Raw genomic sequence first — 24,571 nt, 5'->3', positions numbered from 1 at the left:
GGTGCGAAGCGAATCCGAACAGACGTCCCCCACCTCCCCCGCAACGGAGCCCGCCGCCGACGCGGCCCCGGAGAACGGGTCCACCGACCGCGCCGCCAGGCTCGCGGTCACGGTCTTCCCCGTCCTCGTCCTCGTAGCGGGCGCCTGGGGTCTCGCCTCCCCCGGCACCTTCGCGAGCTGGGGCACGAACGTCCCCTACCTGCTGGGCGTCGTGATGTTCTGCATGGGCCTCACCATGACCCTCACGGACTTCAAGGGGGTCGCGCAGCGGCCGTGGGCCGTGGGGCTCGGGCTCGTCGCGCACTACGTGATCATGCCGGGGCTCGGCTGGGTCATCGCCCACGCGCTGGGCCTGTCCCCGCAGTTGGCGGCCGGTGTCATCCTCGTCGGCTGCGCGCCCAGCGGCACCGCGTCCAACGTCGTGACCTATCTGGCGCGCGGCGACGTCGCCCTGTCGGTGTCCGTGGCGACCGTCTCCACGGTGCTCGCCCCGCTGATCACGCCGCCGCTGACGCTGCTGCTCGCGGGCGCGTACCTGCCGGTGGACGCCGGGTCGATGATGACGGACATCCTGAAGACCGTACTGCTCCCGGTGATCGCGGGGCTGGTCGTGCGGCTCGTGCTCGGCCGGTACGTGGACCGGCTGCTCACCGTGCTGCCGTGGCTGTCCGCGCTGACCATCGCGGTGATCGTGGCCGTGGTGGTGGCGGGCAGCGCCGACGCCATCAAGTCCGCCGCCGCCCTCGTCGTGGTCGCGGTGGTGCTGCACAACGGTCTCGGCCTCGCCCTCGGCTACGGCGCCGGAAAGCTCGGCCGACTCGGCAAGCCCGCGTCGCGCGCCATGGCCTTCGAGGTCGGCATGCAGAACTCGGGCCTCGCGGCATCCCTGGCCACGGCCCACTTCAGCCCACTGGCCGCACTGCCCGCCGCGGTGTTCTCGGTCTGGCACAACGTGTCGGGTGCGCTGGTCGCGGCGTGGATGTCGTACCGGGCGCGGAAGGCCGAGAAGGCCTAGACCCGCCGCACAAGCACACAAGCGCGCTCGAGAAGCCGACCGAGTCGACACTGGACAGGTGTAGACAGGTCGGCTTCTTCGTGTCTACCTTCTAGACATGCCTGGACAGGTTCACAAGCATCACCGCGTCGCCCACGTCCTCGCCGAGGAGATCCGCACGGGCGTACATGCCGACGGCAGCAAGCTGCCCGGCGAGCACGCCCTACGACAGCGGTTCGGAGTCAGCCGGACGACCGTGCGGCAGGCCCTGGGGCTCCTCGGCGAGCAGGGCCTCATCGAGACGCATGCCGGGATCGGCTCGATCGTCACCTTCGACGGCACGCCGCTCGACCAGCAGCTCGGCTGGACCCGGGCGCTCGCCGCGCAGGGCACGGAGCTGACCACCGAGACCTTGCGCCTCGCACGGATCACGGACGACGAGCTGGCAGGTGAACTCGGCCTGGAGTGCGGCGAGTTCACTGCCCTCGACCGGGTACGCCGGCTGGCGGACGGCCAGGGTGTCTCGCTGGAGTTCAGCCGCGTACCGGCCGTCGGCGCGCTCGCCGACCTCGCCGAGCGCGGGCTCGACGGCGGTTCGCTCAGCCGCACCCTTACCGCCGCCGGGCGCGTAGCCGACTCCGGTGACGCCCATATCGCCGTCGTCGGCCTCGACGCCGGTGACGCCGACCGGCTGCACCGCTCCCCCGGCGAGTCCTTCCTGCGGGTCGCCCAGGTGTTCCGCGCGGCCGACGGCAGCGTGGTCGAGCAGGTCACCAGCCTGCTGGACCCCGCCCGGTTCCAACTGCACGTACGTACCGGCCGAGGAGGCCACCAGTGACCGAGACCCCTCAGTTCGACCGCGCCCTCGGCGCCTTCTACGGGCTCGCGCTCGGTGACGCCCTCGGTATGCCGACGCAGGTCATGTCCCGCGCGGACGTCGTCCGGGTGTACGGCACCCTGACCGGCTTCGAACCGGCAGGCGCCGACAACCCGGTGAGCGCCGGGATGCCGGCCGGTTCCGTCACCGACGACACCGATCAGGCGGTCATCGTGGCACGGCTGCTCGTCGAGGGCGGGGGGCACGTCGACCCGCTGCGGTTCGCCGAGGAACTCCTGTGTTGGGAGAAGGAGATGAAGGCCAAGGGCTCCTTCGATCTCCTCGGCCCCTCGACCAAGGCGGCGCTCGACGCCGTCGCGCGCGGGACGGACCCCAAGGAGGCCGGCAAGCACGGCACCACGAACGGCGCCGCCATGCGCGTCACTCCCGTCGGCATCGCCTTCTCCTACGCACCCGGGGACACGGACACCTTCCTCGACCGGGTCGTGGAGTCCTGCCAGGTCACGCACGACACGACGGTCGGCATCGCGGGCGCGGCCGCCGTAGCCGCGGCCGTCTCCACCGGGATCGCGGGCGGCACCCTGGACGACGTGTTCGAGGCCGCGGTCGCGGCGTCGGCGGCCGGTTCGCGGCGTGGCCACTGGATCGCGGGCGCCTCCGTCTCCGCGCGGATCGCCGCCGTACGGGACCTGGTCGCGGGCCTCGACGAGGCAGCGGCCCTGAACCGGATCGAAGCCCTGATCGGCACGAGCGTCGCCAGCCAGGAGTCCGTCCCGGCCGCCTTCGCGGTGCTCGCGCTGACCGGCGGCGACCCATGGCGCTCCGCGCTGCTCGCCGCGAACCTCGGCGGCGACTCCGACACCATCGCCGCGATCGCGGGGGCGGTCGCCGGTTCCCTGCACGGCCTCAGCGGGCTGCCCGCCGACGCGGTACGCACCCTGCGCGAGGTCAACGGCCTCGAACTGGAGCCGCTGGCCCGCCAGTTGCTCACCCACCGCGCCGGCTGACCGGCCCGGCCCACCAACGACGACCCACCTACTAAGGAGGTTCCGCGATGGCCGCTTCAACGGAGAACGTCCGCGTCGGCACCGTGGAGACCCGGGGGATCGAACCGGTCCCCGACAACGAGCGGCACGGCCACGCGAGCCAGATGTTCTGGACGTGGTTCGCCGCCAACATCTCGATCCTCGGGCTGCCGCTCGGCGCGACGCTCGTCGCCTTCCGCGGCCTGAACATCTGGCAGGCCGTGCTCGTCGCGGCCGTCGGCTCGGTGGGCTCGTTCGCCCTGGTCGGCGCGCTCAGCCTGGCCGGACGCAAGGGCGGGGCGCCGGCCCTGACCCTGTCGCGGGCCGTCTTCGGGCAGCGCGGCAACCACGGTCCCACACTGATCAGCTGGCTCAGCCGAATCGGCTGGGAGACGATCACGACGACCACCGCGGCGTACGCGCTGCTCGCCCTGCTCAAGACGGTGTTCGGGGCGGACCGGGGCACCGTGCTCACCCTGGTCTGCCTCCTGGTGTTCATCGCCTGCACGCTGCTGATCAGCGGGCTCGGGCACGCCACGATCATGTGGATCAACAAGTGGGCAACGGTCGTCTTCGGAGTCCTGAACCTCGTCGTGATGGGCTTCCTCGTCGCCACCGTCGACTGGTCGAAGGTGCTCGACGCCCCGGCAGGGCCGGTCTCGGGCGTCGTCGCGGGCATCGGGTTCATCGCCGCGGGCACCGGTATCGGCTGGGCCAACGCGGGTGCGGACTATGCCCGTTACCTGCCGACGAAGATCCCGGGCGGGCGGCTCGTGCGGGCCTCCGCGTTCGGGGCGGGCATTCCGCTGGTGCTGCTGATCTCGCTCGGCTCGCTGCTCACGGCAGGCGACCCGACACTCGCGACGGCCTCCGACCCGGTCGCCGCGATCAACGCGATGCTGCCGTCGTGGATGGCGGTGCCGTATCTGATCGCGGCCTTCGGCGGCCTGCTGATGTCCAACCATCTGTCCACGTACTCTGCCGGGTTGACGATGATCACGCTCGGACTGCGGGTGCCACGGGCCTGGGCGGTCTGCCTGGACGTCGTGCTGATGTTCCTCGGCGGCGTCTACTTCATGCTGATCGCGGACGACTTCTACGGCCCGTTCAGCACATTCCTGACGCTGCTCGCCGTGCCGATCTCGGCGTGGATCGGCATCATCGCCGTCGACATGCTGCGCGGGCGCGAATACGACCCCGAGGCGCTGATGAACACCGGGCCGGGCGGCCGGTACTGGTACCGGGGCGGCTTCCAGCTGTCCGCCGTCCTCGCGTGGCTGGCGGCGATCGTGGCCGGGCTGCTGTTCACGAAGGCCGCGACGAGCGCGGACGACGTGTGGTTCGAGGGGCCACTGGCCGACTCGTGGTTCGGTGTCAACGGGCTCGGGTGGCTGGTCGCGATCGTCGTGGGCGGAGTGGTCTACGGGGTGCTGGGGCGTGGGTCCTCGGTGACCCTCGGGGAGCCGGGTGCGGTGGACTCCGCCTCCGGTTCCGGTTTCGACAAGGAGGCCGCGCGATGAGCGAGGCTCGTGTGGTTCTCGCGGGGAACGTCATCGCCGATCTCGTCATCGACGTGCCGGCCCTGCCCGAGCGCGGCGGCGACGTCATCGGCACCCGTACCGAGCTGTACGCGGGCGGCGGCTTCAACACCCTCACCGCGGCCCGCAGGCTCGGCGCCGACGCGGTCTACGCGGGCGTCCACGGGACCGGGCCGTACGGCGAATTGGTGCGTTCCGCGCTCGCGGCGGAGGGCATCGGCACGGTCCTTCCGGTACGGGCGGACGGCGACAGCGGGTTCTGCGTGGCGCTGGTCGACGGGGGCGGCGAGCGGACGTTCGTGACGAGTTTCGGCGTCGACGCGCGGATGACGGAGCGCGAGGCCGCCGCAGTGGGCTCCGCCGTGCGCCGTGGCGACATCGTTCAGGTCTCGGGCTACGGCCTGGTGATGGAGGTCAACGGGCCGCTGCTCGCCGGTCTGGTCGCGGGGCTGCCGGACGACGTACGGGTGTGTCTCGATCCGGCGCCGCTCGTGGCGGACATCCCGGCGGCCGTGCTGGAGCCGGTGCTCGACCGTGCGGACTGGCTGAGCTGCAATGCGCGGGAGGCGTTCCTGATGACCGGGGCGGCGGGGCCCCGGGAGGCGGCGGAGGCGCTGCGCTCGCGGCTGCGGAGCGGGGGCGGGGTCGTGCTGCGGGCGGACAAGGACGGCTGCTGGGTGGCTCCGCCGGGGGCCGGTGAAGTGGTGCACGTACCCGGGTTCTCGGTGGATGCCGTGGACAGCAATGGTGCCGGGGACGCGCACGTGGGGGCGTTTCTGGCGCTGCTGGGGCGGGGCGTCGGTGCGGTGGACGCGGCGCGGGGGGCGAATGCTGCGGCCGCGCTCGCGGTGACGCGGCGGGGGCCCGCGACGGCACCCACGGTGGCTGAGCTGGTGGCGTTTCTGGGGCCCGACGGGGCGCGGGCGGCGGGGCTGGGCTGAGGGATTCCTCTCCCCCAGCCCGCCCCTTCCCGAAAGCCGGGGCTCCCGCCCGGCCCACTGGGTGGCGTCGCGGAGCGGCTCAGTGCTCGTTCTGCGCCAGCCGCAGCATGTGGTCCGCCAGCGACTGGCCGCCCGCAGGGTCGCGGCTGATCAGCATGACCGTGTCGTCGCCCGCGATCGTGCCGAGGATCACGTGCAGTTCGGCCTGGTCGATCGCGGAGGCGAGGAACTGGGCCGCGCCCGGGGGCGTGCGGAGGACGACCAGGTTGGCCGAGGCCTCCGCCGAGATGAGCAGTTCGCCGGCCAGGCGGCGCATCCGCTCCTCCTTGGCCGATTCGCCGAGCGGGGCCTGCGGGGTGCGGAAGCCGCCCTCGCTGGGCACGGCGTAGATCAGCTCACCGCCGGTGTTGCGGATCTTGACCGCGCCCAGCTCGTCCAGGTCGCGGGAGAGCGTCGCCTGCGTGACCGTGAGGCCGTCGTCGGACAGCAGCTTCGCCAACTGGCTCTGGGAACGCACCGGTTGGCGGTTGAGGATGTCCACTATGCGGCGGTGCCGCGCGGCGCGGGTCTGCGGCACCGCGGCCGCCGCCGCGTGTGCGAGGTTCGTCGCCGCGGCTACGTCTCTCTCCGCTTTGCTGCTCATCGTCGTCGTCCCATTCCTCAGGCTCGTCCTTCGTCCTCGGCGGCCGTGTCCAGTACGGCGGGCAGCGCCGCGAGGAACGCGTCCGCCTCGGCGTCGCTCAGGTTCAGCGGCGGCATGAGCCGGACGACGTCGGGTGCGGGCGCGTTCACCAGGAGGCCCGCGTCCTGGGCCGCCTGCTGCACCTGCGGTGCGCGCGGCCCGGTGAGCACGATACCCAGGAGCAGGCCCTCACCCCGGACGTGGCTGATCAACGGGTGGCCGAGACCCTCGACGCCGGACTTGATGCGCTCGCCGACGGCCTTGGTGTTCTCCAGGAGCCCTTCGCCCGCGATGGTGTCGAGGACGGCGAGGCCCGCGGCGCAGACGACCGGGTTGCCGCCGAACGTCGTGCCGTGCTGGCCGGGCTTCAGGAGCTTCGCCGTCTCGCCGAAGGCGATGGTCGCGCCGAGCGGGAGGCCGCCGCCGAGGCCCTTGGCGAGCGTGACGACGTCGGGGTCGACGCCCTCCTGCGCCTGGTACGCGAACCAGTGCCCGGTCCTGCCGACGCCGGTCTGCACCTCGTCGAGCACGAGCAGGGTGCCGGTGGCACGGGTGATCTCGCGGGCCGCCTTGAGGTAGCCGACGGGCGGTACGACCACGCCGTTCTCGCCCTGGATGGGCTCGATGATGACGAAGGCCGTGTCGGTCGTGACCGCCGCCCTGAGCGCGTCCACGTCCCCGTACGGGACGTGCGTGACGTCGCCGGGCATCGGCGTGAAGCCGTCCTGCTTGCCGGGCTGGCCGGTCAGCGCGAGGGAGCCCATGGTGCGGCCGTGGAAGCCGCCGGTCGTGGCGACCATGTGCGTGCGGCCCGTGAGCCGGCCGATCTTGAACGCGCCCTCGTTGGCCTCGGCGCCCGAGTTGCAGAAGAAGACCGCGCCGTCCCGGCCGAAGAGCTGGAGCAGCCGCTCGGCGAGCGCGACGGGCGGCTCGGCGACGAAGAGGTTCGAGACGTGGCCGAGGGAGGCGATCTGCGTGGAGACGGCCTCGACGATCGCGGGGTGGGCGTGGCCCAGCGCGTTGACCGCGATGCCGCCGACGAAGTCCAGGTACTCCTTGCCGTCGGCGTCCCACAGCTTGGCGCCCGCGCCCTTGACCAGCGGGAGCCGCGGGGTGCCGTAGTTGTTCATCAGGGCGCCCTGCCAGCGCTCCGTCAACTCCTGGTTAGCGGTCACGAGTTGTCCTCCCCCTGCTCGTCGCCCTCTTTGTCGGCCATGACCATCGTGCCGATGCCTTCGTCGGTGAAGATCTCCAGCAGGATCGAGTGCTGGACCCGCCCGTCGATGACGCGGGCGGTGTGCACGCCGTTGCGCACGGCGTGCAGGCAGCCCTCCATCTTCGGGACCATGCCGCTCGCCAGCTCCGGGAGCAGCTTCTCGAGTTCGGTGGCGGTGAGCCGGCTGATGACCTCGTCCGAATTGGGCCAGTCCTCGTAGAGGCCCTCGACGTCGGTCAGCACCATCAGCGTCTCGGCGTCCAGCGCAGCAGCGAGTGCCGCAGCCGCCGTATCAGCATTGACGTTGTAGACATGCGAGTCGTCCTGGGAACGGGCGATCGAGGAGACGACCGGGATCCGGCCGTCGGCGAGCAGGGCCTCGATGGCGCCGGTGTCGATCTCGGTGATCTCGCCGACGCGGCCGATGTCGACCAGTTCACCCTCGATGCGGGGCTGGTGCTTGGTGGCGGTGATGGTGTGCGCGTCCTCGCCGGTGATGCCGACGGCGAGCGGCCCGTGCTGGTTGAGCAGGCCGACGAGCTCGCGCTGCACCTGTCCGGCGAGCACCATCCGTACGACGTCCATGGCGTCCTCGGTGGTGACCCGCAGGCCCGCCTTGAACTCGCTGACGATGCCGTGCCGGTCGAGCGCCCTGCTGATCTGCGGGCCGCCGCCGTGCACCACGACGGGCTTGAGCCCCGCGTGGTGCAGGAAGACGACGTCCTGCGCGAAGGCGGCCTTCAGGTCCTCGTCGATCATGGCGTTGCCGCCGAACTTGATGACGACCGTCTTGCCGTTGTGCCGGGTCAGCCAGGGCAGCGCCTCGATGAGCGTCTGGGCCTTGGGGAGCGCGGTGTGCTTGCGCGCGGTGGCCTGCTTGCTGTCGTTCGTCTCGCTCATGAGGAGTACGCGCTGTTCTCGTGGACGTAGTCGGCGGTCAGGTCGTTCGTCCAGATCGTCGCGGTCTCGGTGCCCGCGGCGAGGTCGGCGGTGACGACGACCTCCCGGTAGCGCATGTCGACCTTGTCCCGGTCCTCGCCGACGCCGCCGTTCTTGCAGACCCACACGCCGTTGATCGCGACGTTCAGCTCGTCCGGCTCGAAGGTGGCCTTCGTGGTGCCGATGGCGGACAGGACGCGGCCCCAGTTGGGGTCCTCGCCGTGGATGGCGCACTTGAGGAGGTTGTTCCGGGCGATGGAGCGGCCCACCTCGACGGCCTCGTCCTCGCTCGCGGCGTTGACGACCTCGACCTTGATGTCCTTGCTGGCGCCCTCGGCATCGCCGATGAGCTGGCGGCCGAGGTCGTCGCAGACGAGGCGCACGGCGTTCGCGAACTCCTCGTACTCCGGGGTGACTTCGGCGGCTCCGGAGGCGAGCAGCAGCACCGTGTCGTTCGTGGACATGCAGCCGTCGGAGTCGACCCGGTCGAACGTGACGCGGGTGGCGTCCCGGAGCGCCTTGTCCAGGACCTCGCTGTCGAGGTCGGCGTCCGTGGTGAGGACGACGAGCATCGTGGCGAGGCCGGGGGCCAGCATGCCGGCGCCCTTCGCCATGCCGCCGACGGTCCAGCCCTCGCCCTGGTGCACCGCCGTCTTGTGCACGCTGTCGGTGGTCTTGATGGCGATGGCGGCCTTCTCGCCGCCGTGCTCGGAGAGCTGGGCGGCGACCTTGTCGACGCCCGGCAGCACCTTGTCCATGGGCAGCAGCTCGCCGATGAGGCCGGTCGACGCGACGGCGACCTCCCCGGCGTTCACCTCGAGGACCTCGGCGACCTTCTCGGCCGTCGCGTGCGTGTCCTGGAAGCCCTTGGGGCCGGTGCAGGCGTTGGCGCCACCGGAGTTGAGGACGACGGCGGAGACGGTGCCGCCCTTGAGGACCTGCTCGGACCAGAGGACCGGGGCCGCCTTGACGCGGTTGGAGGTGAACACGCCCGCGGCCGCCTGGCGGGGGCCGCGGTTGACCACGAGGGCCAGGTCCGGGTTCCCGCTGTCCTTGATTCCGGCGGCGATGCCCGCGGCCTGGAATCCCTTGGCTGCCGTCACACTCACGGCGCGACTCCGATCGTCGAGAGGCCCGTGGTCTCGTCGAGACCGAGGGCGATGTTCATGGACTGAATGGCACCGCCGGCGGTGCCCTTGGTCAGGTTGTCGATCGCGCTGATGACGATGACGCGGCCCGCCGCCTCGTCGTACGCGACCTGGATCTGCGCCGCGTTCGACCCGTACACCGCCGCCGTCTGCGGCCACTGGCCCTCGGGCAGCAGGTTCACGAACGGCTCGTCGCCGTACGCCTTCTCGTACGCGGTGCGCACCTGCTCGGCGGTGACGCCGGGCTTCGCCTTCGCGCTGCACGTGGCGAGGATGCCGCGGGGCATCGGCGCGAGCGTCGGCGTGAAGGAGACGGAGACCCGCTCCCCCGCCGCCGCGCTGAAGTTCTGGATCATCTCGGGGGTGTGCCGGTGTCCGCCGCCCACCCCGTACGGCGACATGTTCCCCATGACCTCGCTGCCGAGCAGGTGCGGCTTGGCCGCCTTGCCCGCGCCGGAGGTGCCGGAGGAGGCGACGATCACGGCCTCGCTCTCCACGAGCCCCGCCGCGTACGCGGGGACGAGGGCGAGCGAGACGGCCGTCGGGTAGCAACCCGGCACCGCGATGCGCTTGGAACCCTCGAGGGCGGCGCGGCCACCCGGCAGTTCGGGCAGGCCGTACGGCCAGGTACCGGCGTGCGGCGAGCCGTAGAACGTCTCCCAGTCGCCCGCGTCCTTCAGCCGGAAGTCGGCTCCCATGTCGACCACGAGGACGTCCGGGCCGAGCTGCTCGGCGACGGCGGCGGACTGCCCGTGCGGCAGCGCCAGGAAGACGACGTCGTGCCCGGAGAGGACCTCCGTCGTGGTCTCCTGGAGGACTCGGTCGGCGAGCGGGAAGAGGTGGGGCTGGAGCGCGCCCAGGCGCTGTCCCGCGTTCGAGTTGCCCGTCAGGGCGCCGATCTCCACCTCGGGGTGGGCGAGCAGCAGGCGCAGCACTTCGCCGCCCGCGTACCCACTCGCTCCCGCCACTGCTGCGCGTACCGCCATGGAACCCTCCTCCTCGATGGCATGACTATACGTCGCGATGCACGTTTATGCAACGAGTGGTGTGATCGATGCGGGAGGGCAGTGGGCGGCGGTGCGCAGGGTTCAGCCGCGTTCCAGGCGGGCGACGACGGGCGCGCCGAACGGGTCGCCGCTCTGCATGACCTCCACCTTTCCGGCGCCGATCCATGCGTCGGTGCCCGGGATCCGGTGGATCTCCTTGAGCCACAGCTGCTGGTTCGAGGCCGTGCGGGCGCCGGTCGACAGGGGCAGCCGCTGGCGCCCGATCTTCACGCAGCGGTTGTCGTCGGTCAGGTACCAGTTGCCGTCGAGGAAGAGGCCGCCCTCGTCCTGGCCGACCGGGAGCCGCTGCTCGCACTGGCCGGGGGCCGGCTCCTGGTCGGTCCACTTGTCACCGTCCCGGCGCAGCCGGATGTGCTGGTCCTGCGGTTCCGGCTCGACCTCTCCGTGGTTGAAGGAGTTCATGCCGTAGGCGCGCACCTCTCCGCCTTCGAGGGCGACGACGCGGGTCAGGCCCGCGCCGGGCTCGGGCGGGACCGGCTCCTCGAAGCGGGCCTGTGGCGTGTCCACCGGCTTCCAGGCCGTGCCGTCCCAGTGCGCGGAGGCGGGCTGGGCGTACGCCTCGCCGTGCACGGCCTCGGTGCCGGGCCCGGTGGACCGGGAGCCGACGGCCCACACGTCGTCGGGCCCGGCGACGGCCAGGTCGGCCACCCTGTACGGGAGCCGGGTCGTGGTCCAGCGGGTGCCGTCCCAGTGGGCGGCGGTCTGCTCGCCGGTGAGCGTCCAGATGTCGTCGGGCGACGCGGCGTCGAGGTCGGCGGCCGCTCCGGGCGGCGGGTTCGGCACCGGGGACCAGCGGGTGCCGTCCCACTGTGCCCACTTGGCCACAGCCGCATCCGCATCCGAATCCGCATCCGAATCCGCGTCCGCGTCCGCGTCCGCCTGCGGCACGCCTTCCCGGCGCGGGTTCGACCGCATCCACAAGGTCTTGTCGCCGATCTCTTCGAGCATCGGCGGGTAGCCCTCGCCGTCGCCGAGCGCCTCGGGAAGCGGCTCGCGGCTCCACCGCTCGCCGTCGTAGTGCAGAAGCAGGGGCGAGTAGCTGCCGTCGTTCTCGGCTCCGGCCGCCCAGATGTCGTCCTCGGCGAGGACCGCGACATCGGTCAGCTCACCGTTGAAGTCCGCGATGTGCTCGAACTTCCAGGAGAGCTCCGCCTTGTGGGCGGCTTTGGACGGGGCCGGTGCCTTCGCCTGCCCGCCGGACGTCCCGCACCCCGCGACGGCGAACAAGGAGGCGGCGAAAGCGGCACACACCGCCGCCCCTCTGCACCGGATCCGCGCTGCACCCATGACCGCTCCCCCTCGTCGCCCCGCCGGCGTGCCCGGCGCGCGGGCAGCGTACCCGGGGGCGCACTGCTTGCCTTGGAGTGCGCTCCAGGTCATACCGTCGAGCGCGTACGGCACCGGCACCACACCTGGAGGCAGGACACCCATGTCGAACCTTCCCGCTCGCCGTCTGGGCGCGCTCACCGTCTCCGCACAGGGCCTCGGCTGCATGGGCATGAGCCACGGCTTCGGCCCGTCCGACGACGAGCAGTCGATCGGCACGATCCACCGCGCGCTCGACCTCGGTGTGACCCTGCTCGACACCTCGGACTTCTACGGAACCGGGCACAACGAAGAGCTGATCGGCCGCGCCCTCGCCGCGCCGGGCCGCCGCGAACAGGCCGTTCTCGCCACGAAGTTCGGCTTCGCCAACAAGCTGGGCGAGCCCGTCGAGATCCGCGGCGACGCCGCCTATGTCCGGCAGGCCTGCGAGGCCTCGCTGCGCCGGCTCGGCGTGGACCACATCGACCTGTACTACCTGCACCGCGTCGACCGGGACGTGCCCATCGAGGAGACCGTGGGCGCCATGGCGGAGCTGGTGAAGGAGGGCAAGGTGCGCCACCTCGGCCTCTCGGAGGCGGGCCCGGACACGCTGCGCAAGGCGTACGCGACGCATCCGATCGCGGCGCTGCAGAGCGAGTTCTCGCTGTGGACGCGCGACCTGGAGGCGGAGATCCTGCCGGTGTGCCGGGAGCTGGGGATCGGCCTCGTACCGTTCTCGCCGCTGGGGCGCGGCTTCCTCACCGGCGCGTACAAGTCGACGGAGCAGTTCAAGGAGGGCGATCTGCGCCGCTCCCAGCCGCGTTTCACGGACGGGAACCTGGAGCGCAATCTCGCGATCGTCGCCCGCCTGGAGGAGCTGGCGGAGCGGAAGGGCGTCACGGCCGGCCAGTTGGCGCTCGCCTGGGTGCAGCACCAGGGCGACGACGTGGTCCCGATCCCCGGCACGCGCCGCCAGAAGTACCTGGAGGAGAACGTGGCGGCGGCGACGCTGGAGCTGTCGGCGGACGACCTCGCCGCGATCGACGCGGCGGCCCCCGCCACCGAGGTGGCCGGGGACCGCTACGACGCGAACAGCATGCGGTTCGTCAACGGCTGAGCACCGCTCGGGCTCAGCCCTTCTTGATCGCTCGGGCTCAGCCCAGCTTGATCGCTCGGGCTCAGCCCTTCTTGATCCTCAGGAACGTCACCGAGTTCCCCGGGAACGTGTACGTGAATCGGTCGGCAACGCCGTCGAAGGTCGACGTCGTCGGCTTCACGGGCCGTTCGGTGGCCGTGTTCTCGGCGTCGGGCGCCGCGCTCAGCGTCGTGACCGCCGCCGAGTCCGCGACGTCGGCGCCGCCGAGGTCGACCTGCGTACGGGCCGCGGCGTCCTGTGCGTTGACGACCTTGACGATCAGGTCACCGGTCCTCTTGTCCTTGGTGACGACCTGGCGGAACGGTTCGGCCGGCTTGTCGTCCTTGAAGGAGCCCCATTCCTGGCCGTCGAGGTACAGGGTGACCTGGCGGCCCCGGACCTTGATGTCGATGTCGTAGGCACGGCCCGTCTCGATCGATCCGGCCTTGGACAGGAGGGTGGACTTGCCTCCGTTCACGGCCTGTTCGACGGCGGACTGGGTGTTGTTCCAGCCGCCGAGGTTCCACCAGTAGTAGTTCCCGGTGTCCTTGACGCCGAAGGCGACGAGGAAGCCCTCCTTGCCGGACTTCTTGGTGGCCTTCACGTGCAGGTCGTAGTTCTGCCAGCTCGGGTCGCCCGCCGTGACCAGGGTGTTCTCGGCGGCCTCGTCGGACTGCACGTACTGGCCGTCCTGGACGGCCCACGTCCCCTTGCCGCTGCCGGTCCACTGCGAGGCGGTCCCGGTGAAGTCGTCGCTCAGCAGCGTCTTCCCGTCGGCGTCCGTCACCTTCACGTCGTCGTACGCGGCGCTGGTCGCCCACGTCGACAGCCCCACGGCGCCGGTGATCGGCTCCAGGGTGGAGGGGGTGGCGGTGGCCTTCGAGGGGACGACCCGGTCGCCGACGTTGCGCATGAAGAGCTTCTGCACCTCGTAGTCGGCCGAGCCCCACGACTTCTGGTCGTTGAACCAGATCATGTCCGGCTTCCACTGCACCGTGTCGGTGCGGGCGAACAGCGGCGCGTAGGAGGCGAGCTTGACGACGTCCGCGTTGCGTTCGAGGCCCGTCATGTAGGCGGCCTCGGACATTGCGTTGGCCCACTTGTTGTCGAGCGAGGCGTACTCGCCGAGGAAGACCTTTGGGCCCTGCCGGTCGTAGGAGTCGTAGCGCTCGTTGTTCTGGAGGAACCACTGCGGGCTGTTGTAGTAGTGCTCGTCGACCATGTCGACCTTGGCGTCCTTGTTGAGCTTCCAGGCCGTGTCGAAGGTCGAACCGCTGTCGTCGGGGCCTGAGTTGGAGATGACCGTGACGTCCGGGTACTTCGCCTCGATGGCGGCGCGGAACTGCTTGAAGCGCGCCATGTACTCGTTCGGCAGGTTCTCCTCGTTGCCGACCGCGAGGTGGGTGAGGTGGAAGGGCTTCGGGTGGCCCATGTCGGCGCGGAGCTTGCCCCACTTGGTGCTCGTCGGGCCGTTGGCGAACTCGATCAGGTCGAGGGTGTCCTGGATGTGCCGCTTCAGCAGCGCGTCGTCGTCCGTGGCCTTGTTCTGGCCGCAGCCGGTGACGAGGGCGGGGACGACGGGCAGCGGCATCGCGCCGATGTCCTCGGAGAACTGGAAGTACTCGTAGTAGCCGAGCCCGTAGCTCTGGTTGTAGCCCCAGAAGTTCGCGTTGGTGGGCCGCTGCTCGACGGGGCCGACCGTGTCCTTCCACTGGTACGCGCGCTTGCGCTCGTAGCCGGAGGCCTCGTCGTAACCCTTCATGGAGCCGGTGTTGACGAGGCAGCCGCCCGGGAAGCGGACGAAGCCGGGGTCGAGGTCCGCGACCTTCTGCGCCAGGTCCTTGCGCAGACCGTTCTTGTGGCCCTTGTAGGTGTCGCGCGGGAAGAGGGACACCATGTCGAGCGCGGTGTCCTTCGTGGTGGCGACGGTGAGGCGGCCCGTGGTGGTGGCCTCGCTCGGCGTGAACGTCGCCCGGTACTGGGCCCAGCCGCCGCGCGTCCGGATCTTGCGGGGCGTGGCGAGGGCGCCGTCGGCGTCGCCCAGGGTCACGGTGAGTTCGGAGTCGCCGCGCGCCCAGAGGGAGAAGTCGTATGCCTCGCCCTTCTTGAGGGTGTAGCCGGTGCCGTAGCCGGAGTTGGTGGCGTTCGCCCCGGCGGCCAGGGCGAGGTAGTTGCGGTTGCGGGCGTTCAGCCGCCCGTCGTCGTCGACGACCTTCGCGGCGCCGGTGGTCTTCCAGGCGGTGAGCGGGGTGTACGCGCTGTTGTCGGCGGTGGAGTACTCGAAGGACCGGTTCTGTACGAGTTCGGCGTAGAGGCCGCCGTCCGCGGCGCGGTTGATGTCCTCGAAGAAGACGCCGTACATCGTGTCGTCGATGGCCGCGCCCGAGCCGGTGGGGTCGACGGTCATGGAGTAGTCCGTGGTGTCCGCCGTGGCTCCCGCCTCCGCGGCCGACGACGGCAGCACCGCCGCGCCCACCAGCAGGGACCCCACCGCGGCTCCGAGCCCCAACGTCCAGCGTCTGCGTCGTCCACGCGTCATGCGCACTCCCCAGTTCTCTTCGATACCAGTTCTGTTCGATATCCCGTACGGCGTCCTAAACTGCGAACGGCAAGATAGGAAGCGGCGGTGCGCGCGTCAACGGTTCGCGCAGAGGTGAGCGGGAGTGATGTGCGTGACGGGCGAACTCTGGCCGGTTTCCGATGTGTTGGCGTTCCTCGCGGGACGCTGGCGGGTCGGGCGGACGGTGCGGGACCTCGCTGCGGACGCGACGGGGACGTTCACGGGGACGACGGACTTCACCGCCGAGGGGGAAGGGCTGCTGCACTTCGAGTCGGGGACGTTCGAGTGGCACGGGGTCGCCCGGCCCGCCGAGCGCACGCTCCGCTACCTGCCGGGCGAGGACCCCGGCACCGCCGTGGTGCACTTCTCCGACGGGCGCTTCTTCCACGACCTGGATCTGCGGTCGGGCCACCACGTCGCCGACCACCCCTGCTCGGCCGACCTCTACCGGGGCGCGTTCACCGTGTACGACGCGGACCGGTGGCGGACCGTGTGGCGCGTCAAGGGCCCCGCGAAGGACCTGCTGCTCACGACGGACTACCGCCGAGCCGCAGACTCCAGCGGCCCTGCTGCCCGGTGACGACCGCCGTCGACAGCGGCCGCGCGTCGATGTTCCAGTACGTCGACGGGGGCGCCTTCAGCGCGTAGGCGAGCGCCGCGCGGACCACGGACGGCTCGGCGATCGCGACCATGCGGGTGCCGTCCTCGGCGGGCCTGGTGTCCAGCCAGGCGCCGACCCGGCCGATGAAGGTGAGCAGCGACTCGCCGCCGTGCGGGGCCGACCGGGGATCGCCCAGCCAGCGCTCGACGGCGTCCGGTTCCACGGCCGCGACCTCGGTGAGCGTCCGTCCGCGCCAGCGGCCCATGTCGCAGTCCCGCAGCGCGGGCTGGGCGAGCGGCGTGAGACCCAGGGCGTCGCCGGTGGCGCGGCTGCGGGGTGTCGGCGAGCAGTAGCGCAGCTCGGCGGCGGCGAGCCGGGCGAGCCCCGGTGCGGCGTGCTGCACCGTCGACCAGCCGGCGTTGTCCAGCGGACGGTCGTCGTCGAAGCGCTCGTCGAGCAGGGTGGAGCTGCGGGCGGCGGCGACGAAGGTGACCGTGAGGTGCATGTGGCTGATCGTGTACTTGCGGGTAGCCGGGGTCAAGGTCCCGGTCCCGGGCTCCGACCGCCAGCTACCCGCCCCGCGTTGGCAGGTCCTGATCGAAGTACAGGGCCATCCACCGGTCCGGGTGCTCCAGGGGCTTGAAGCCCACCTCCTCGTACACCCCGTGCGCGTCCTCCGTCGCCAGGAGGACGCGGCGGATGCCGAGCGGCCGGAGGTGGTCGCGGACCGACGTCACCATCGCCTTGCCGATGCCCTTGCCGCGCACCGAGCGGTCCACGTACACGTCGCAGAGCCAGGCGAACGTCGCCTCGTCGGTGACCACGCGCGCGTAGGCGACCTGTTCGCCCGAAGCGGCGTCGTACACACCGAAGTTGAGGGACCCGGCGAGCGCCTTGTCCTGCTTGTCGCGCGGGCGGCCGATCGCCCAGTACGCGTCCTCGGACAGCCACGCGTGGACGCGGTCCGCGTCGATTCGGGCGGGGTCGGTCGATATCGCGTAGCCGTCGGGCAGAGAGCTGGTCATACGGGGATCCTCACAGGTCGGACGCGGGAGCGTCGAGCGGATTCGGGGCCAGTACCTCCGCGCAGGCGGCCTTCAGGCGGCGTACGCCCTCGGTGATCTCGGCGGTCGCCGCGACGCCCACGAAGCTCAGCCGGATGTGCGGCGCCGGGGGTTCGGCCGAGAAGTACGGGCGGCCGGGGGCCACGGCGACACCTGCGCGCAGGGCGCCCGCGACCAGCGCCGCCTCGTCGCTGCCCTCCGGCAGGCGCAGCCACAGGTGGTAGCCGCCGGCCGGAATGTGGGTGAGGTCGAGCGCGGGCAGGTCGGTGGTGATCGCGGCGGCCAGGATGTCGCGGCGGGACCTCAACTCCCCGGCCAGGGTGCGCAGATGGCGCGGCCAGGCCGGGGAGCCGACGAGTTCGAGCGTGGCCTCCTGGAGGGGGCGCGGCACGAAGAGGTGGTCGACGACCTGGATCGCGCGCAGCCGCTCCAGGACGGGGCCGCGGGCGGCGAGGCAGCCGATGCGCAGGCTCGGCGACGTCGCCTTGGTGAGCGAGCAGACGTGCACGACGACGCCGTCCGGGTCGTCGCTCGCGAGCGGCCTCGGCAGCGGCCCCGCGTCGTCGTGGACGAGCCGGCGCACGAAGTCGTCCTCGACGATGAACGCCCCGGCCTCCCGCGCGATCCGCAGCACCTCGAGCCGCCGGTCGGCGGAGAGCATCGCGCCCGTCGGGTTCTGGAACAGCGGCTGGCACACGAAGAGCTTGGCGCCGGTCGCCCTGAACGCCTGCGCGAGCAGTTCGGGGCGCACACCGTCCCGGTCCACCGGCACCGGAACCGGCCGAAGCCCTGCCGCCCGCGCGATCGCCAACATGCCCGGATACGTGGGCGATTCGACGAGGACGGGGGCCCCGGGCGGCGCGAGCGCGCGCAGCGCCGTGGTGAGCGCGGACTGCCCGCCGAACGTGATCAGCACATCGGACGCGGAGACCGCCCCGCCGATGCCGCGCGCGAACCACTCGCGCAGTTCGGGGAGGCCGTCGACGGGCGGCTTCGCCCAGGCGCCGGGGCGCCGTCCGGCGCGCGCGAGGGCGGCGGACATGGCGGCGCCCGGTTGCAGCACCGGGTGCAGATAGCCGGTGTTGAGCTCGATCACGCCGGGTGGCGGCGGCGAGAGGGTCACCAGGACACCCGCCGCGTCGACGGCGCGCGGCACGACCTCCGTCGCGGCGTCGGCGCTCAGCGCGAGCTCCTGCCAGGAGGTGTCGCCGACGGGCGCGGCCGAGGCCCGCGCCTCGGCCCGGTAGGCGCCGGCTCCGGGGCGGGTGACGACAAGGCCCTCGGCGGCGAGCTGGGCGAGGGCACGGGAGACCGTCACCGGGCTCACCTTGAAGCGGTCGACGAGGGAGCGGCTCGACGGCAGCTTCTCGCCCGGTGAGTAGCGGTTCAGCTCGGATCGGAGCTGTTTCGCCAGTTCGGCCACGCTGCTACTCTGTTGCATGAGAGCACAGAATAGCGCTATCGCGTCGAACCCGGTAGCAGTTCGGGCAGCGATTCCCGAGCGGCCGGGCGTCGCGGCCACCCCGGCCGCTACCCCCCTCGCCCCGCCGGAGCGGCCCGGCAGGCTCGCCGGAACGCTGCTCGCCGCCGTCGGCGTCACGTCCTTCTCGCTCACCTTCCCCGCCACGGCCTGGGGCCTCGAGGGCTTCGGCCCCTACTCCCTGATCAGCGTGCGCTGCGTCCTGGCCGCGCTCGTCGCGGGCGCCTGCCTGCTGGCCCTGCGGGTGCCCGTGCCCGAGCGGCGGCACTGGGCGGGCCTCGCCGTCGTCGCCGCCGGAGTGGTGGTCGGCTTCCCGCTGCTCACCACGCTCGCGCTTGAGACGGCGACGACCGCGCACTCCGCGGTGGTGGTCGGCCTGCTGCCCCTGACCACGGCCGTCTTCTCCTCGATACGCACCGGGTCCCGCCCCTCGCGCACGTTCTGGATCGCCGCGTGCGTCGGCGCGGCCGCGGTCATCGCGTTCACGGTGCAGCAGAGCGGCGGCGCCCTCACCCGCGCCGACCTGTTCCTGTTCGCGGCGCTGCTGATCTGCGCGGCGGGCTACACCGAGGGCGGCCGGCTCGCGTCCGTGCTGCCGGGCTGGCAGGTCATCGCGTGGGCGCTCGTGCTGTGCCTGCCCCTCGCGGCGGCGGGCGCCGCGATCTCCCTCCCGTACGAGCCCGTGCACCTGACCGGGCACGCCGTGGCCGGTCTGCTGTGGGTGGCGGTCGGCTCGCAGTTCCTCGGCCTGGTCGTCTGGTACAAGGGCATGGCGCTGATCGGCATCCCGAAGGCGAGCCAACTCCAGCTCGCCCAGCCGCTGTTGACCCTGGTGTGGTCGGTCGCCCTGCTCGGCGAGGCGCTGCCGGTCGCGGCGCCGCTCACCGCGGTGGCGGTCCTGCTGTGCATCGCGGCCACCCAGCGAGCGCGTGGCTGAGGAGGGTCCCAAGCCCCGCGCGGCGCCGTACACTTGCCGCAAAAGTACGGTACGTACAGCCGTCGAGGAGGTCACTCCTGATGCGCGCAACCGTAGGGGACCAGCTCCTGGTGCACGGCCGGATCGTCGGGCAGCACGACCGGGTGGCGCAGATCGTCGAAGTGCTCGGGGCGGACGGCGATCCGCCGTTCCGGGTGCGGTTCGCGGACGGCCACGAGGCGATCATGTCGCCGGGCCCGGACGCGGTGGTCCGGCACCCGGCCACGAAGAAACCCTGACCCGGCTCCAGGGCGTCGGCCGGACGGTCAGCTGTAGTGGTCCGCCACGACGCGGGCCATCGCCCCGTTCCTGTCCTGCCCGACCTCCTTGGCCGAGAAGTAGACGTGCCCGCGCACCTCCGGGAAGCGCTCCGCGAGCGTGAGGTGCCGGGACAGCTCGGCGGGGTCCTGCCAGGCGGCGGGCTGCGCCGGATCGCCCGCCTTGTAGAGCGCCTCGCCGATGTAGAGGCGCACGCCCGTGCCCCGTACGACCTTGGCCCACCACGGCACGAGCTTCGCGTAGTCGGCAGCGGGGAACCCAATATTCCAGTAGACCTGCGGCACCACGTAGTCGATCCACCGCTCGCGCACCCACTTACGGGTGTCCGCGTGCAGGTCGTCGTAGGTCTGCACACCGGCCGTGGTGTCGGAGCCCCGCTGGTCGGTCGCCTTGTTGCGCCAGACCCCGAAGGGGCTGATGCCGAACCGGGTCCGCGGCCTGGTCTTCTTGATGCGCGCCGCCATCTCCCGGATCAGCCGGTCGATGTTGTCGCGCCGCCAGGCAGCCCGGTCCGGGAAGCCGCCGCCGTACTCGGCGTAGGCCGCGTCGTCGTCGAAGGTCTGGCCCGCGACGGGATACGGGTAGAAGTAGTCGTCGAAGTGCACGGCGTCGACGGGGTACTTCTCGACCGCGTCCAGCATCGCGTCCACGACGAACCGGCGGACCTCCGGGAGGCCGGGGTTGTAGTAGAGCTTGCCGCCGTAGGTGACGACCCACTCGGGGTGCAGCCGCGCCGGGTGGGTGGGGATCAGCCGGGTCGGGTCGGTGTGGTTGGCGATCCGGTACGGGTTGCACCAGGCGTGCAGTTCGAGGCCGCGCGCGTGCGCCTCCGCGACCGCGGTGCCCAGCGGGTCCCAGCCCGGGTCCTGTCCCTGCGTTCCGGTGAGGACGACGGACCACGGTTCGTGCTCGGACGGCCACAGGGCGTCGGCGGTCGGCCGGATCTGGAAGATCACCGCGTTGAGCCGGCGGCGAACGGCCGTGTCCAGGTGTGCGATCAGCTCGGCGCGCTGCTCGGCGGCGCTCAGCCCCGCCCGCGAGGGCCAGTCCCGGTTCGCCACCGTGGCCAGCCACATCCCCCGCAGTTCCCGCCGTACCGGCACCGCCGCGACGGCGTCCGCCGCTGTCAGGGCGGTCAGCGCGAGGGCCGCCCCGAGCGTGAAACCGCGCCGCGAAATACGTGAGATACGTCCCATAGGTTCCCCCCAACCTCCTGTGACACCGTGGAGCCCGCATGAACAGGCGTTAACCCGGGCTCCACCCCACTCATGTCTACGGGGTAACGTGCGGATCCGGAAGCCCCCGGAAGGACACTGTGCCCGTGGCACCGATGGTCCCCGGAAGAAGAGCGAAAGGCACGAGGTGACGGACCCCTTGAGTGACATCCAACGCGTCGGCGTGGTCGGCTGCGGCCAGATGGGCGCCGGAATCGCGGAGGTCTGCGCCCGTGCGGGACTCGACGTGATGGTGGCCGAGACCACCGGCGAGGCCCTGGAGTACGGGCGCACCCGGCTGCTCAGCTCCCTCGCCAAGGCGGCCTCGCGCGGCAAGATCACCGAGGAGGAGCTGGCCGAGACGCAGGAGCGCCTCACCTTCACCACGGACCTCGGCGAGTTCTCCGACCGCGACCTCGTCATCGAGGCGGTCGTCGAGAACGAGCAGGTGAAGACGGAGATCTTCCAGGTCCTCGACCAGGTCGTGACCCGGTCCGACGCGATCCTCGCGTCGAACACCTCCTCCATCCCGCTGGTGAAGCTGGCCGTGGCGACGTCCCGCCCGGACCACGTGGTCGGCATCCACTTCTTCAACCCGGCGCCGGTGCAGAAGCTCGTCGAGCTGATCCCGGCGCTCACCACCTCCGAGGGCACGATCAGCCGCGCCCAGGCCATGGTGGAGAAGATCCTCGGCAAGCACGCGATCCGCGCCCAGGACCGCTCGGGCTTCGTGGTGAACGCGCTGCTCGTGCCGTACCTGCTCTCCTCCATCCGGATGTTCGAGTCCGGCATCGCGAGCCGCGAGGACATCGACAACGGCATGGAGCTCGGCTGCGCCCACCCGATGGGCCCGCTCAAGCTCTCGGACCTGATCGGTCTCGACACCATCGTCTCCATCGCCGACTCGATGTACGACGAGTACAAGGAGCCGCTGTACGCCGCTCCCCCGCTGCTGCAGCGGATGGTCGACGCGGGCCGGCTCGGCCGCAAGAGCGGTTCGGGCTTCTACACCTACGCCTGACCACGCTGCGTAGTCCGCGAGTGGGCCCGGTGCTCTTTGGAGCACCGGGCCCACTGCGTTCGCACGGGGAGTGCGGCGGTGACCCGCATATGCCGTTCGCACACGCTCCCGCCGCGTCCACCAGGCGAGTTGACTTCCGGTGCGTACATCAGTGACGACACGACTGATGTCACGATCGAGAAAGGAGCCAACTCGTGACGACCGACCCGGATAATCCCGTGGTCCCTGAAGAACTCGCAGAGTTACGACGGGTCTTCGAGGTCCAACTGGCCCGCATCGACGGTCAACTGGCCCTGCACACACACCGCGACGACCAGACCGCCAAGGATCAGGACGATCTCAGCACCCGGCTCAGCGCGCTCGAGAACACCCGCTGGCCGCTGCCCACGGTGGCCGCGCTGACCTCGGTCGGCGCATTGGCCATCACGGTGTGGCAGGCCCTCGGCCGCTAGCCCCGAAGGGCGCTAGCCGAGGCTTTGGTGGTGCAGGAGAAGTAGTGCGGCCGCCATGTTGGCGGCCGGGACCTCTCCGCGAGCGATCATGTCGGGGACGAGTTTGAGCGGGACCCATTCCCTGCGGTCCGACTCGAAGTCGTCCTGGGGGTGGCCGATGTACGTTCCCTCGTCGGTCCAGTAGATGTGGTGCCGGGCGTCCGTGAGGCCGTTGGACGGTTCGACGCTCATCAGGTGCCGCAGCGGTCCCGGCCGCCAGCCGGTCTCCTCCTCCAGTTCCCTTGCCGCCGCGTACGCGATGTCCTCCCCGTCCTCGACGACACCCGCGGCGAGTTCCCAGCCCCAGCTGTCGGTGATGAAGCGGTGCCTCCACAGCAGAAGCACCTCGTGCGCCTCGTTGACGATCGTGGCGACGGCCACGGGGCGCAGACGTATCACGAAGTGGTCGAGGTGCTTGCCGTCCGGCAGAGCGACGTCTGCCAGGTTGACGCTGAACCATCGGTTTGCATACACAGTTTGTTCGTTCTGTTTCGTCCACTGCACGGTTCTGCCACCTTCCGCCGAGTTGCTGGCAATATCGCAGCAGTGGCGGTCGCGGGCTCCCCGCGTAAAGGCTCACAGCGGCACGCGCAGCGCTCCGTCGATGAGTTCGGCGGCCTCGGCCGTACCCGCACAGCCGCTGCGCACGAGGTGTTCGCGGACGGCCCGGAGTCTGTCGCGCAGGCGCTGCGACTCCATGCCCCGAGCGGTCTCGGCCATTTCCACGGCGGTGGCCACGGCCTGTTCCGCGTTCCCCTGTCTGAGCTGGATCTGGCTCAGCACGGCGAGCCGGTGAACACGCCCCCGATCGTGCGCCGGAGTGTGCACCGCCTCCTGGGCGTGCTCCTTGGCGGCGGCGTAGTCCCCGAGGCTCAACAGGGCCTCCGCCACTTGTACGTTGACGAACCCGGGCTGCACGTAACCCGTCTCGTCCGGCTCGTGCCCGCGCCGGATGCGGTCGGCGGCGGCCTCGGCACGCCGGATGCACTCCAGGGCACTCGTGCCGTCGCCGAGGTGCGCGTACGCCTTCGCCTGCATCGCGTACAGGTCGGAGGCGAGCGCGGGCGAGATGTGTCGCCCGGCGGCCCGCAGCGCGGCCTCCGCGAAGGCGACCGCCTGGCGGTGATCGCGCATGTGCAGCGACTGGTTGACGAGCAGCGCGATGACGTACGCGCCGAGGCCCCGGTCCGCACTGGCCTTCGCGAGCCGCAGGGCCTGGTGGAAGTAGCGCTGCGCGAGCCCGTGCGCGTCCGAGTCGTACGCGCAGATGCCCGCGATGGCCACCAATCCGCCCGTGGCGCGGTGCAGTTGGCGGCCGGTGTCGTCGGTGTAGCTGCCGCGGAGCAGCGGCGCCGCCTCGGTGTTGAGGAAGCCGACGATGCGGCTGCGCGTCGCGATGCCGCCCGCCTTGCGGTACATCTGCTCGTAGTGGGCGCGGGCCGAGCGCATCATCTCCAGGTCGGCGACGCTGACCGGGTGCCGGCCGCCGCGGGAGACGTCGTTGTCCTCCGGCGGGTTCTCCCACTCCCACACCGGCATGACGGCCGGGGTGCCGGTGACGGCGGGCGCGTCCAGGATGTGCCGGCGCTGCTGCTGATCGGAGCGCCACAGGGCGGTGGCCCGCTCCACGAAACCGGAGAGCGTGGTCACGTGCGCCGCGGCCGGTTCGCAGGAGACGCCGAGGCCGATGTCGTCGAGGGTGACGTGCCGCTGCAGCCGCGCCGCGAGGACCTCGCAGATCAGATCGGGCACCTGGCCGCGCGGCCGCTGGCCCTTCAACCAGCGGGCGACCGCGGTGTGTTCGTAGCGGAGGGCGAGGCCACGGGCCTTGCCCTCCTGGTTCACATGGGCCGCGAGTCCCGCATGGGAGATCCCGGCCTCGTCGAGAATCGCGTCCAGCAGAGTGTTGGGCTGCATCGAGAGCCTCCATTGGCTCGGTGCCGCCAGCCTAGTCGAGCGGCATTCACACGGGGTGTGACCGGAATGCCCAACTCCGTGACGTGTGCGCTCTGTTGTGGCTGGTTGGGGCCCGGTTGACTGAACTGCCTCGCAAGAGG

General features: G+C 71.3%; 24 protein-coding genes. 11 read left to right on the top strand and 13 right to left on the bottom strand.

Annotation, left to right across the window (positions count from 1 at the left end; all coding sequences use genetic code 11):
• Window position 1 precedes the first annotated feature (1 nt).
• From ACFV9W_RS14520 to ACFV9W_RS14500, 5 genes are all read left to right on the top strand, one after another.
• Window positions 2–1,015, top strand: coding sequence for a bile acid:sodium symporter family protein (locus ACFV9W_RS14520; RefSeq protein ID WP_385759808.1), 1,014 nt, complete (start codon window positions 2–4; stop codon window positions 1,013–1,015).
• 97 nt (window positions 1,016–1,112) lie between these two features.
• On the top strand, window positions 1,113–1,832 hold the full coding sequence (locus ACFV9W_RS14515) for a GntR family transcriptional regulator (RefSeq protein WP_385759805.1): 720 nt from the start codon (window positions 1,113–1,115) through the stop codon (window positions 1,830–1,832).
• Window positions 1,829–2,839, top strand: coding sequence for an ADP-ribosylglycohydrolase family protein (locus ACFV9W_RS14510; RefSeq protein WP_385759802.1), 1,011 nt, complete (start codon window positions 1,829–1,831; stop codon window positions 2,837–2,839). The genes ACFV9W_RS14515 and ACFV9W_RS14510 overlap by 4 nt, the downstream gene beginning before the upstream one ends.
• Window positions 2,840–2,886: 47 nt before the next feature.
• Entirely contained in the window at window positions 2,887–4,377 is a 1,491-nt protein-coding gene (locus ACFV9W_RS14505; protein WP_385759799.1) for a purine-cytosine permease family protein, read from the top strand.
• A complete protein-coding gene (locus ACFV9W_RS14500; protein WP_385759796.1) occupies window positions 4,374–5,336 on the top strand; it encodes a PfkB family carbohydrate kinase in 963 nt (320 codons plus the stop codon). Before ACFV9W_RS14505 ends, ACFV9W_RS14500 begins: the two co-directional genes overlap by 4 nt.
• 79 nt (window positions 5,337–5,415) lie before the next feature.
• Here ACFV9W_RS14500 and ACFV9W_RS14495 read toward each other — a convergent pair whose 3' ends face one another.
• From ACFV9W_RS14495 to ACFV9W_RS14470, 6 genes are all read right to left on the bottom strand, one after another.
• Window positions 5,416–5,979 (bottom strand): arginine repressor, encoded by a 564-nt coding sequence (locus tag ACFV9W_RS14495; protein WP_385759794.1) that lies wholly within the window; start codon window positions 5,977–5,979, stop codon window positions 5,416–5,418.
• Between the two features lie 17 nt (window positions 5,980–5,996).
• Window positions 5,997–7,193: an acetylornithine transaminase gene (locus ACFV9W_RS14490; protein WP_385759791.1), complete on the bottom strand. Its 1,197-nt coding sequence runs from the start codon at window positions 7,191–7,193 to the stop codon at window positions 5,997–5,999.
• Complete coding sequence (gene argB, locus ACFV9W_RS14485) at window positions 7,190–8,134, bottom strand: acetylglutamate kinase (RefSeq protein WP_385759788.1); 945 nt, start codon at window positions 8,132–8,134, stop codon at window positions 7,190–7,192. Before argB ends, ACFV9W_RS14490 begins: the two co-directional genes overlap by 4 nt.
• Complete coding sequence (gene argJ, locus ACFV9W_RS14480; RefSeq protein ID WP_385759786.1) at window positions 8,131–9,282, bottom strand: bifunctional glutamate N-acetyltransferase/amino-acid acetyltransferase ArgJ; 1,152 nt, start codon at window positions 9,280–9,282, stop codon at window positions 8,131–8,133. Before argJ ends, argB begins: the two co-directional genes overlap by 4 nt.
• On the bottom strand, window positions 9,279–10,307 hold the full coding sequence (argC, locus tag ACFV9W_RS14475) for an N-acetyl-gamma-glutamyl-phosphate reductase (protein ID WP_385759783.1): 1,029 nt from the start codon (window positions 10,305–10,307) through the stop codon (window positions 9,279–9,281). Before argC ends, argJ begins: the two co-directional genes overlap by 4 nt.
• Window positions 10,308–10,409: 102 nt before the next feature.
• Complete coding sequence (locus ACFV9W_RS14470; RefSeq protein WP_385759780.1) at window positions 10,410–11,639, bottom strand: hypothetical protein; 1,230 nt, start codon at window positions 11,637–11,639, stop codon at window positions 10,410–10,412.
• Window positions 11,640–11,817: 178 nt separating this feature from the next.
• Here ACFV9W_RS14470 and ACFV9W_RS14465 point away from each other — a divergent pair, with 178 nt between their 5' ends.
• Window positions 11,818–12,810 (top strand): aldo/keto reductase, encoded by a 993-nt coding sequence (locus tag ACFV9W_RS14465; protein WP_385759776.1) that lies wholly within the window; start codon window positions 11,818–11,820, stop codon window positions 12,808–12,810.
• A gap of 61 nt (window positions 12,811–12,871) precedes the next feature.
• Here ACFV9W_RS14465 and ACFV9W_RS14460 read toward each other — a convergent pair whose 3' ends face one another.
• Window positions 12,872–15,367: an alpha-L-arabinofuranosidase C-terminal domain-containing protein gene (locus ACFV9W_RS14460; RefSeq protein ID WP_385759774.1), complete on the bottom strand. Its 2,496-nt coding sequence runs from the start codon at window positions 15,365–15,367 to the stop codon at window positions 12,872–12,874.
• Between the two features lie 133 nt (window positions 15,368–15,500).
• Here ACFV9W_RS14460 and ACFV9W_RS14455 point away from each other — a divergent pair, with 133 nt between their 5' ends.
• Window positions 15,501–15,968 carry a DUF6314 family protein gene (locus ACFV9W_RS14455; protein WP_385759771.1) on the top strand — a complete coding sequence of 156 codons (468 nt, stop codon included), beginning with the start codon at window positions 15,501–15,503 and terminating at the stop codon, window positions 15,966–15,968.
• Here the strand turns inward: ACFV9W_RS14455 and ACFV9W_RS14450 are convergent.
• The 3 genes from ACFV9W_RS14450 to ACFV9W_RS14440 form a co-directional block, all read right to left on the bottom strand.
• A complete protein-coding gene (locus ACFV9W_RS14450) occupies window positions 15,916–16,494 on the bottom strand; it encodes a histidine phosphatase family protein (protein ID WP_385759768.1) in 579 nt (192 codons plus the stop codon). The two genes, ACFV9W_RS14455 and ACFV9W_RS14450, sit on opposite strands and share 53 nt — an antisense overlap.
• Before the next feature lie 64 nt (window positions 16,495–16,558).
• Window positions 16,559–17,014: a GNAT family N-acetyltransferase gene (locus ACFV9W_RS14445; RefSeq protein WP_385759766.1), complete on the bottom strand. Its 456-nt coding sequence runs from the start codon at window positions 17,012–17,014 to the stop codon at window positions 16,559–16,561.
• A 10-nt stretch (window positions 17,015–17,024) separates the two neighbouring features.
• Entirely contained in the window at window positions 17,025–18,494 is a 1,470-nt protein-coding gene (locus ACFV9W_RS14440) for a PLP-dependent aminotransferase family protein (RefSeq protein WP_385759763.1), read from the bottom strand.
• Between ACFV9W_RS14440 and ACFV9W_RS14435 the strand changes: the two genes are divergently transcribed.
• The gene (locus ACFV9W_RS14435; RefSeq protein ID WP_385759760.1) at window positions 18,493–19,470 is read left to right on the top strand and encodes a DMT family transporter; all 978 of its coding nucleotides are present in this window, start codon (window positions 18,493–18,495) and stop codon (window positions 19,468–19,470) included. The genes ACFV9W_RS14440 and ACFV9W_RS14435 overlap by 2 nt on opposite strands.
• An 80-nt stretch (window positions 19,471–19,550) precedes the next feature.
• On the top strand, window positions 19,551–19,748 hold the full coding sequence (locus ACFV9W_RS14430) for a DUF1918 domain-containing protein (protein ID WP_385759758.1): 198 nt from the start codon (window positions 19,551–19,553) through the stop codon (window positions 19,746–19,748).
• Between the two features lie 27 nt (window positions 19,749–19,775).
• Here the strand turns inward: ACFV9W_RS14430 and ACFV9W_RS14425 are convergent, their stop codons facing one another.
• Window positions 19,776–20,984, bottom strand: a complete 1,209-nt coding sequence (locus tag ACFV9W_RS14425) for a glycoside hydrolase family 10 protein (RefSeq protein WP_385759755.1) — start codon at window positions 20,982–20,984, stop codon at window positions 19,776–19,778.
• Between the two features lie 178 nt (window positions 20,985–21,162).
• Here ACFV9W_RS14425 and ACFV9W_RS14420 point away from each other — a divergent pair, with 178 nt between their 5' ends.
• The gene (locus ACFV9W_RS14420; RefSeq protein WP_385759752.1) at window positions 21,163–22,023 is read left to right on the top strand and encodes a 3-hydroxybutyryl-CoA dehydrogenase; all 861 of its coding nucleotides are present in this window, start codon (window positions 21,163–21,165) and stop codon (window positions 22,021–22,023) included.
• A 194-nt stretch (window positions 22,024–22,217) separates the two neighbouring features.
• Window positions 22,218–22,475 carry a hypothetical protein gene (locus ACFV9W_RS14415; RefSeq protein ID WP_385759750.1) on the top strand — a complete coding sequence of 86 codons (258 nt, stop codon included), beginning with the start codon at window positions 22,218–22,220 and terminating at the stop codon, window positions 22,473–22,475.
• 12 nt (window positions 22,476–22,487) lie between these two features.
• Here ACFV9W_RS14415 and ACFV9W_RS14410 read toward each other — a convergent pair whose 3' ends face one another.
• Both ACFV9W_RS14410 and ACFV9W_RS14405 read right to left on the bottom strand, forming a co-directional pair.
• Window positions 22,488–23,018 carry an NUDIX hydrolase gene (locus tag ACFV9W_RS14410; protein WP_385759747.1) on the bottom strand — a complete coding sequence of 177 codons (531 nt, stop codon included), beginning with the start codon at window positions 23,016–23,018 and terminating at the stop codon, window positions 22,488–22,490.
• A gap of 72 nt (window positions 23,019–23,090) precedes the next feature.
• A complete protein-coding gene (locus ACFV9W_RS14405) occupies window positions 23,091–24,431 on the bottom strand; it encodes a transcriptional regulator (RefSeq protein WP_385759744.1) in 1,341 nt (446 codons plus the stop codon).
• Window positions 24,432–24,571 lie beyond the last annotated feature (140 nt).

Source organism: Streptomyces sp. NPDC059897, assembly GCF_042730865.1.
Taxonomy (GTDB): domain Bacteria; phylum Actinomycetota; class Actinomycetes; order Streptomycetales; family Streptomycetaceae; genus Streptomyces.
Note: the sequence above shows the minus strand (reverse complement) of the source record. Positions and strands in the feature narration are given on the sequence as shown.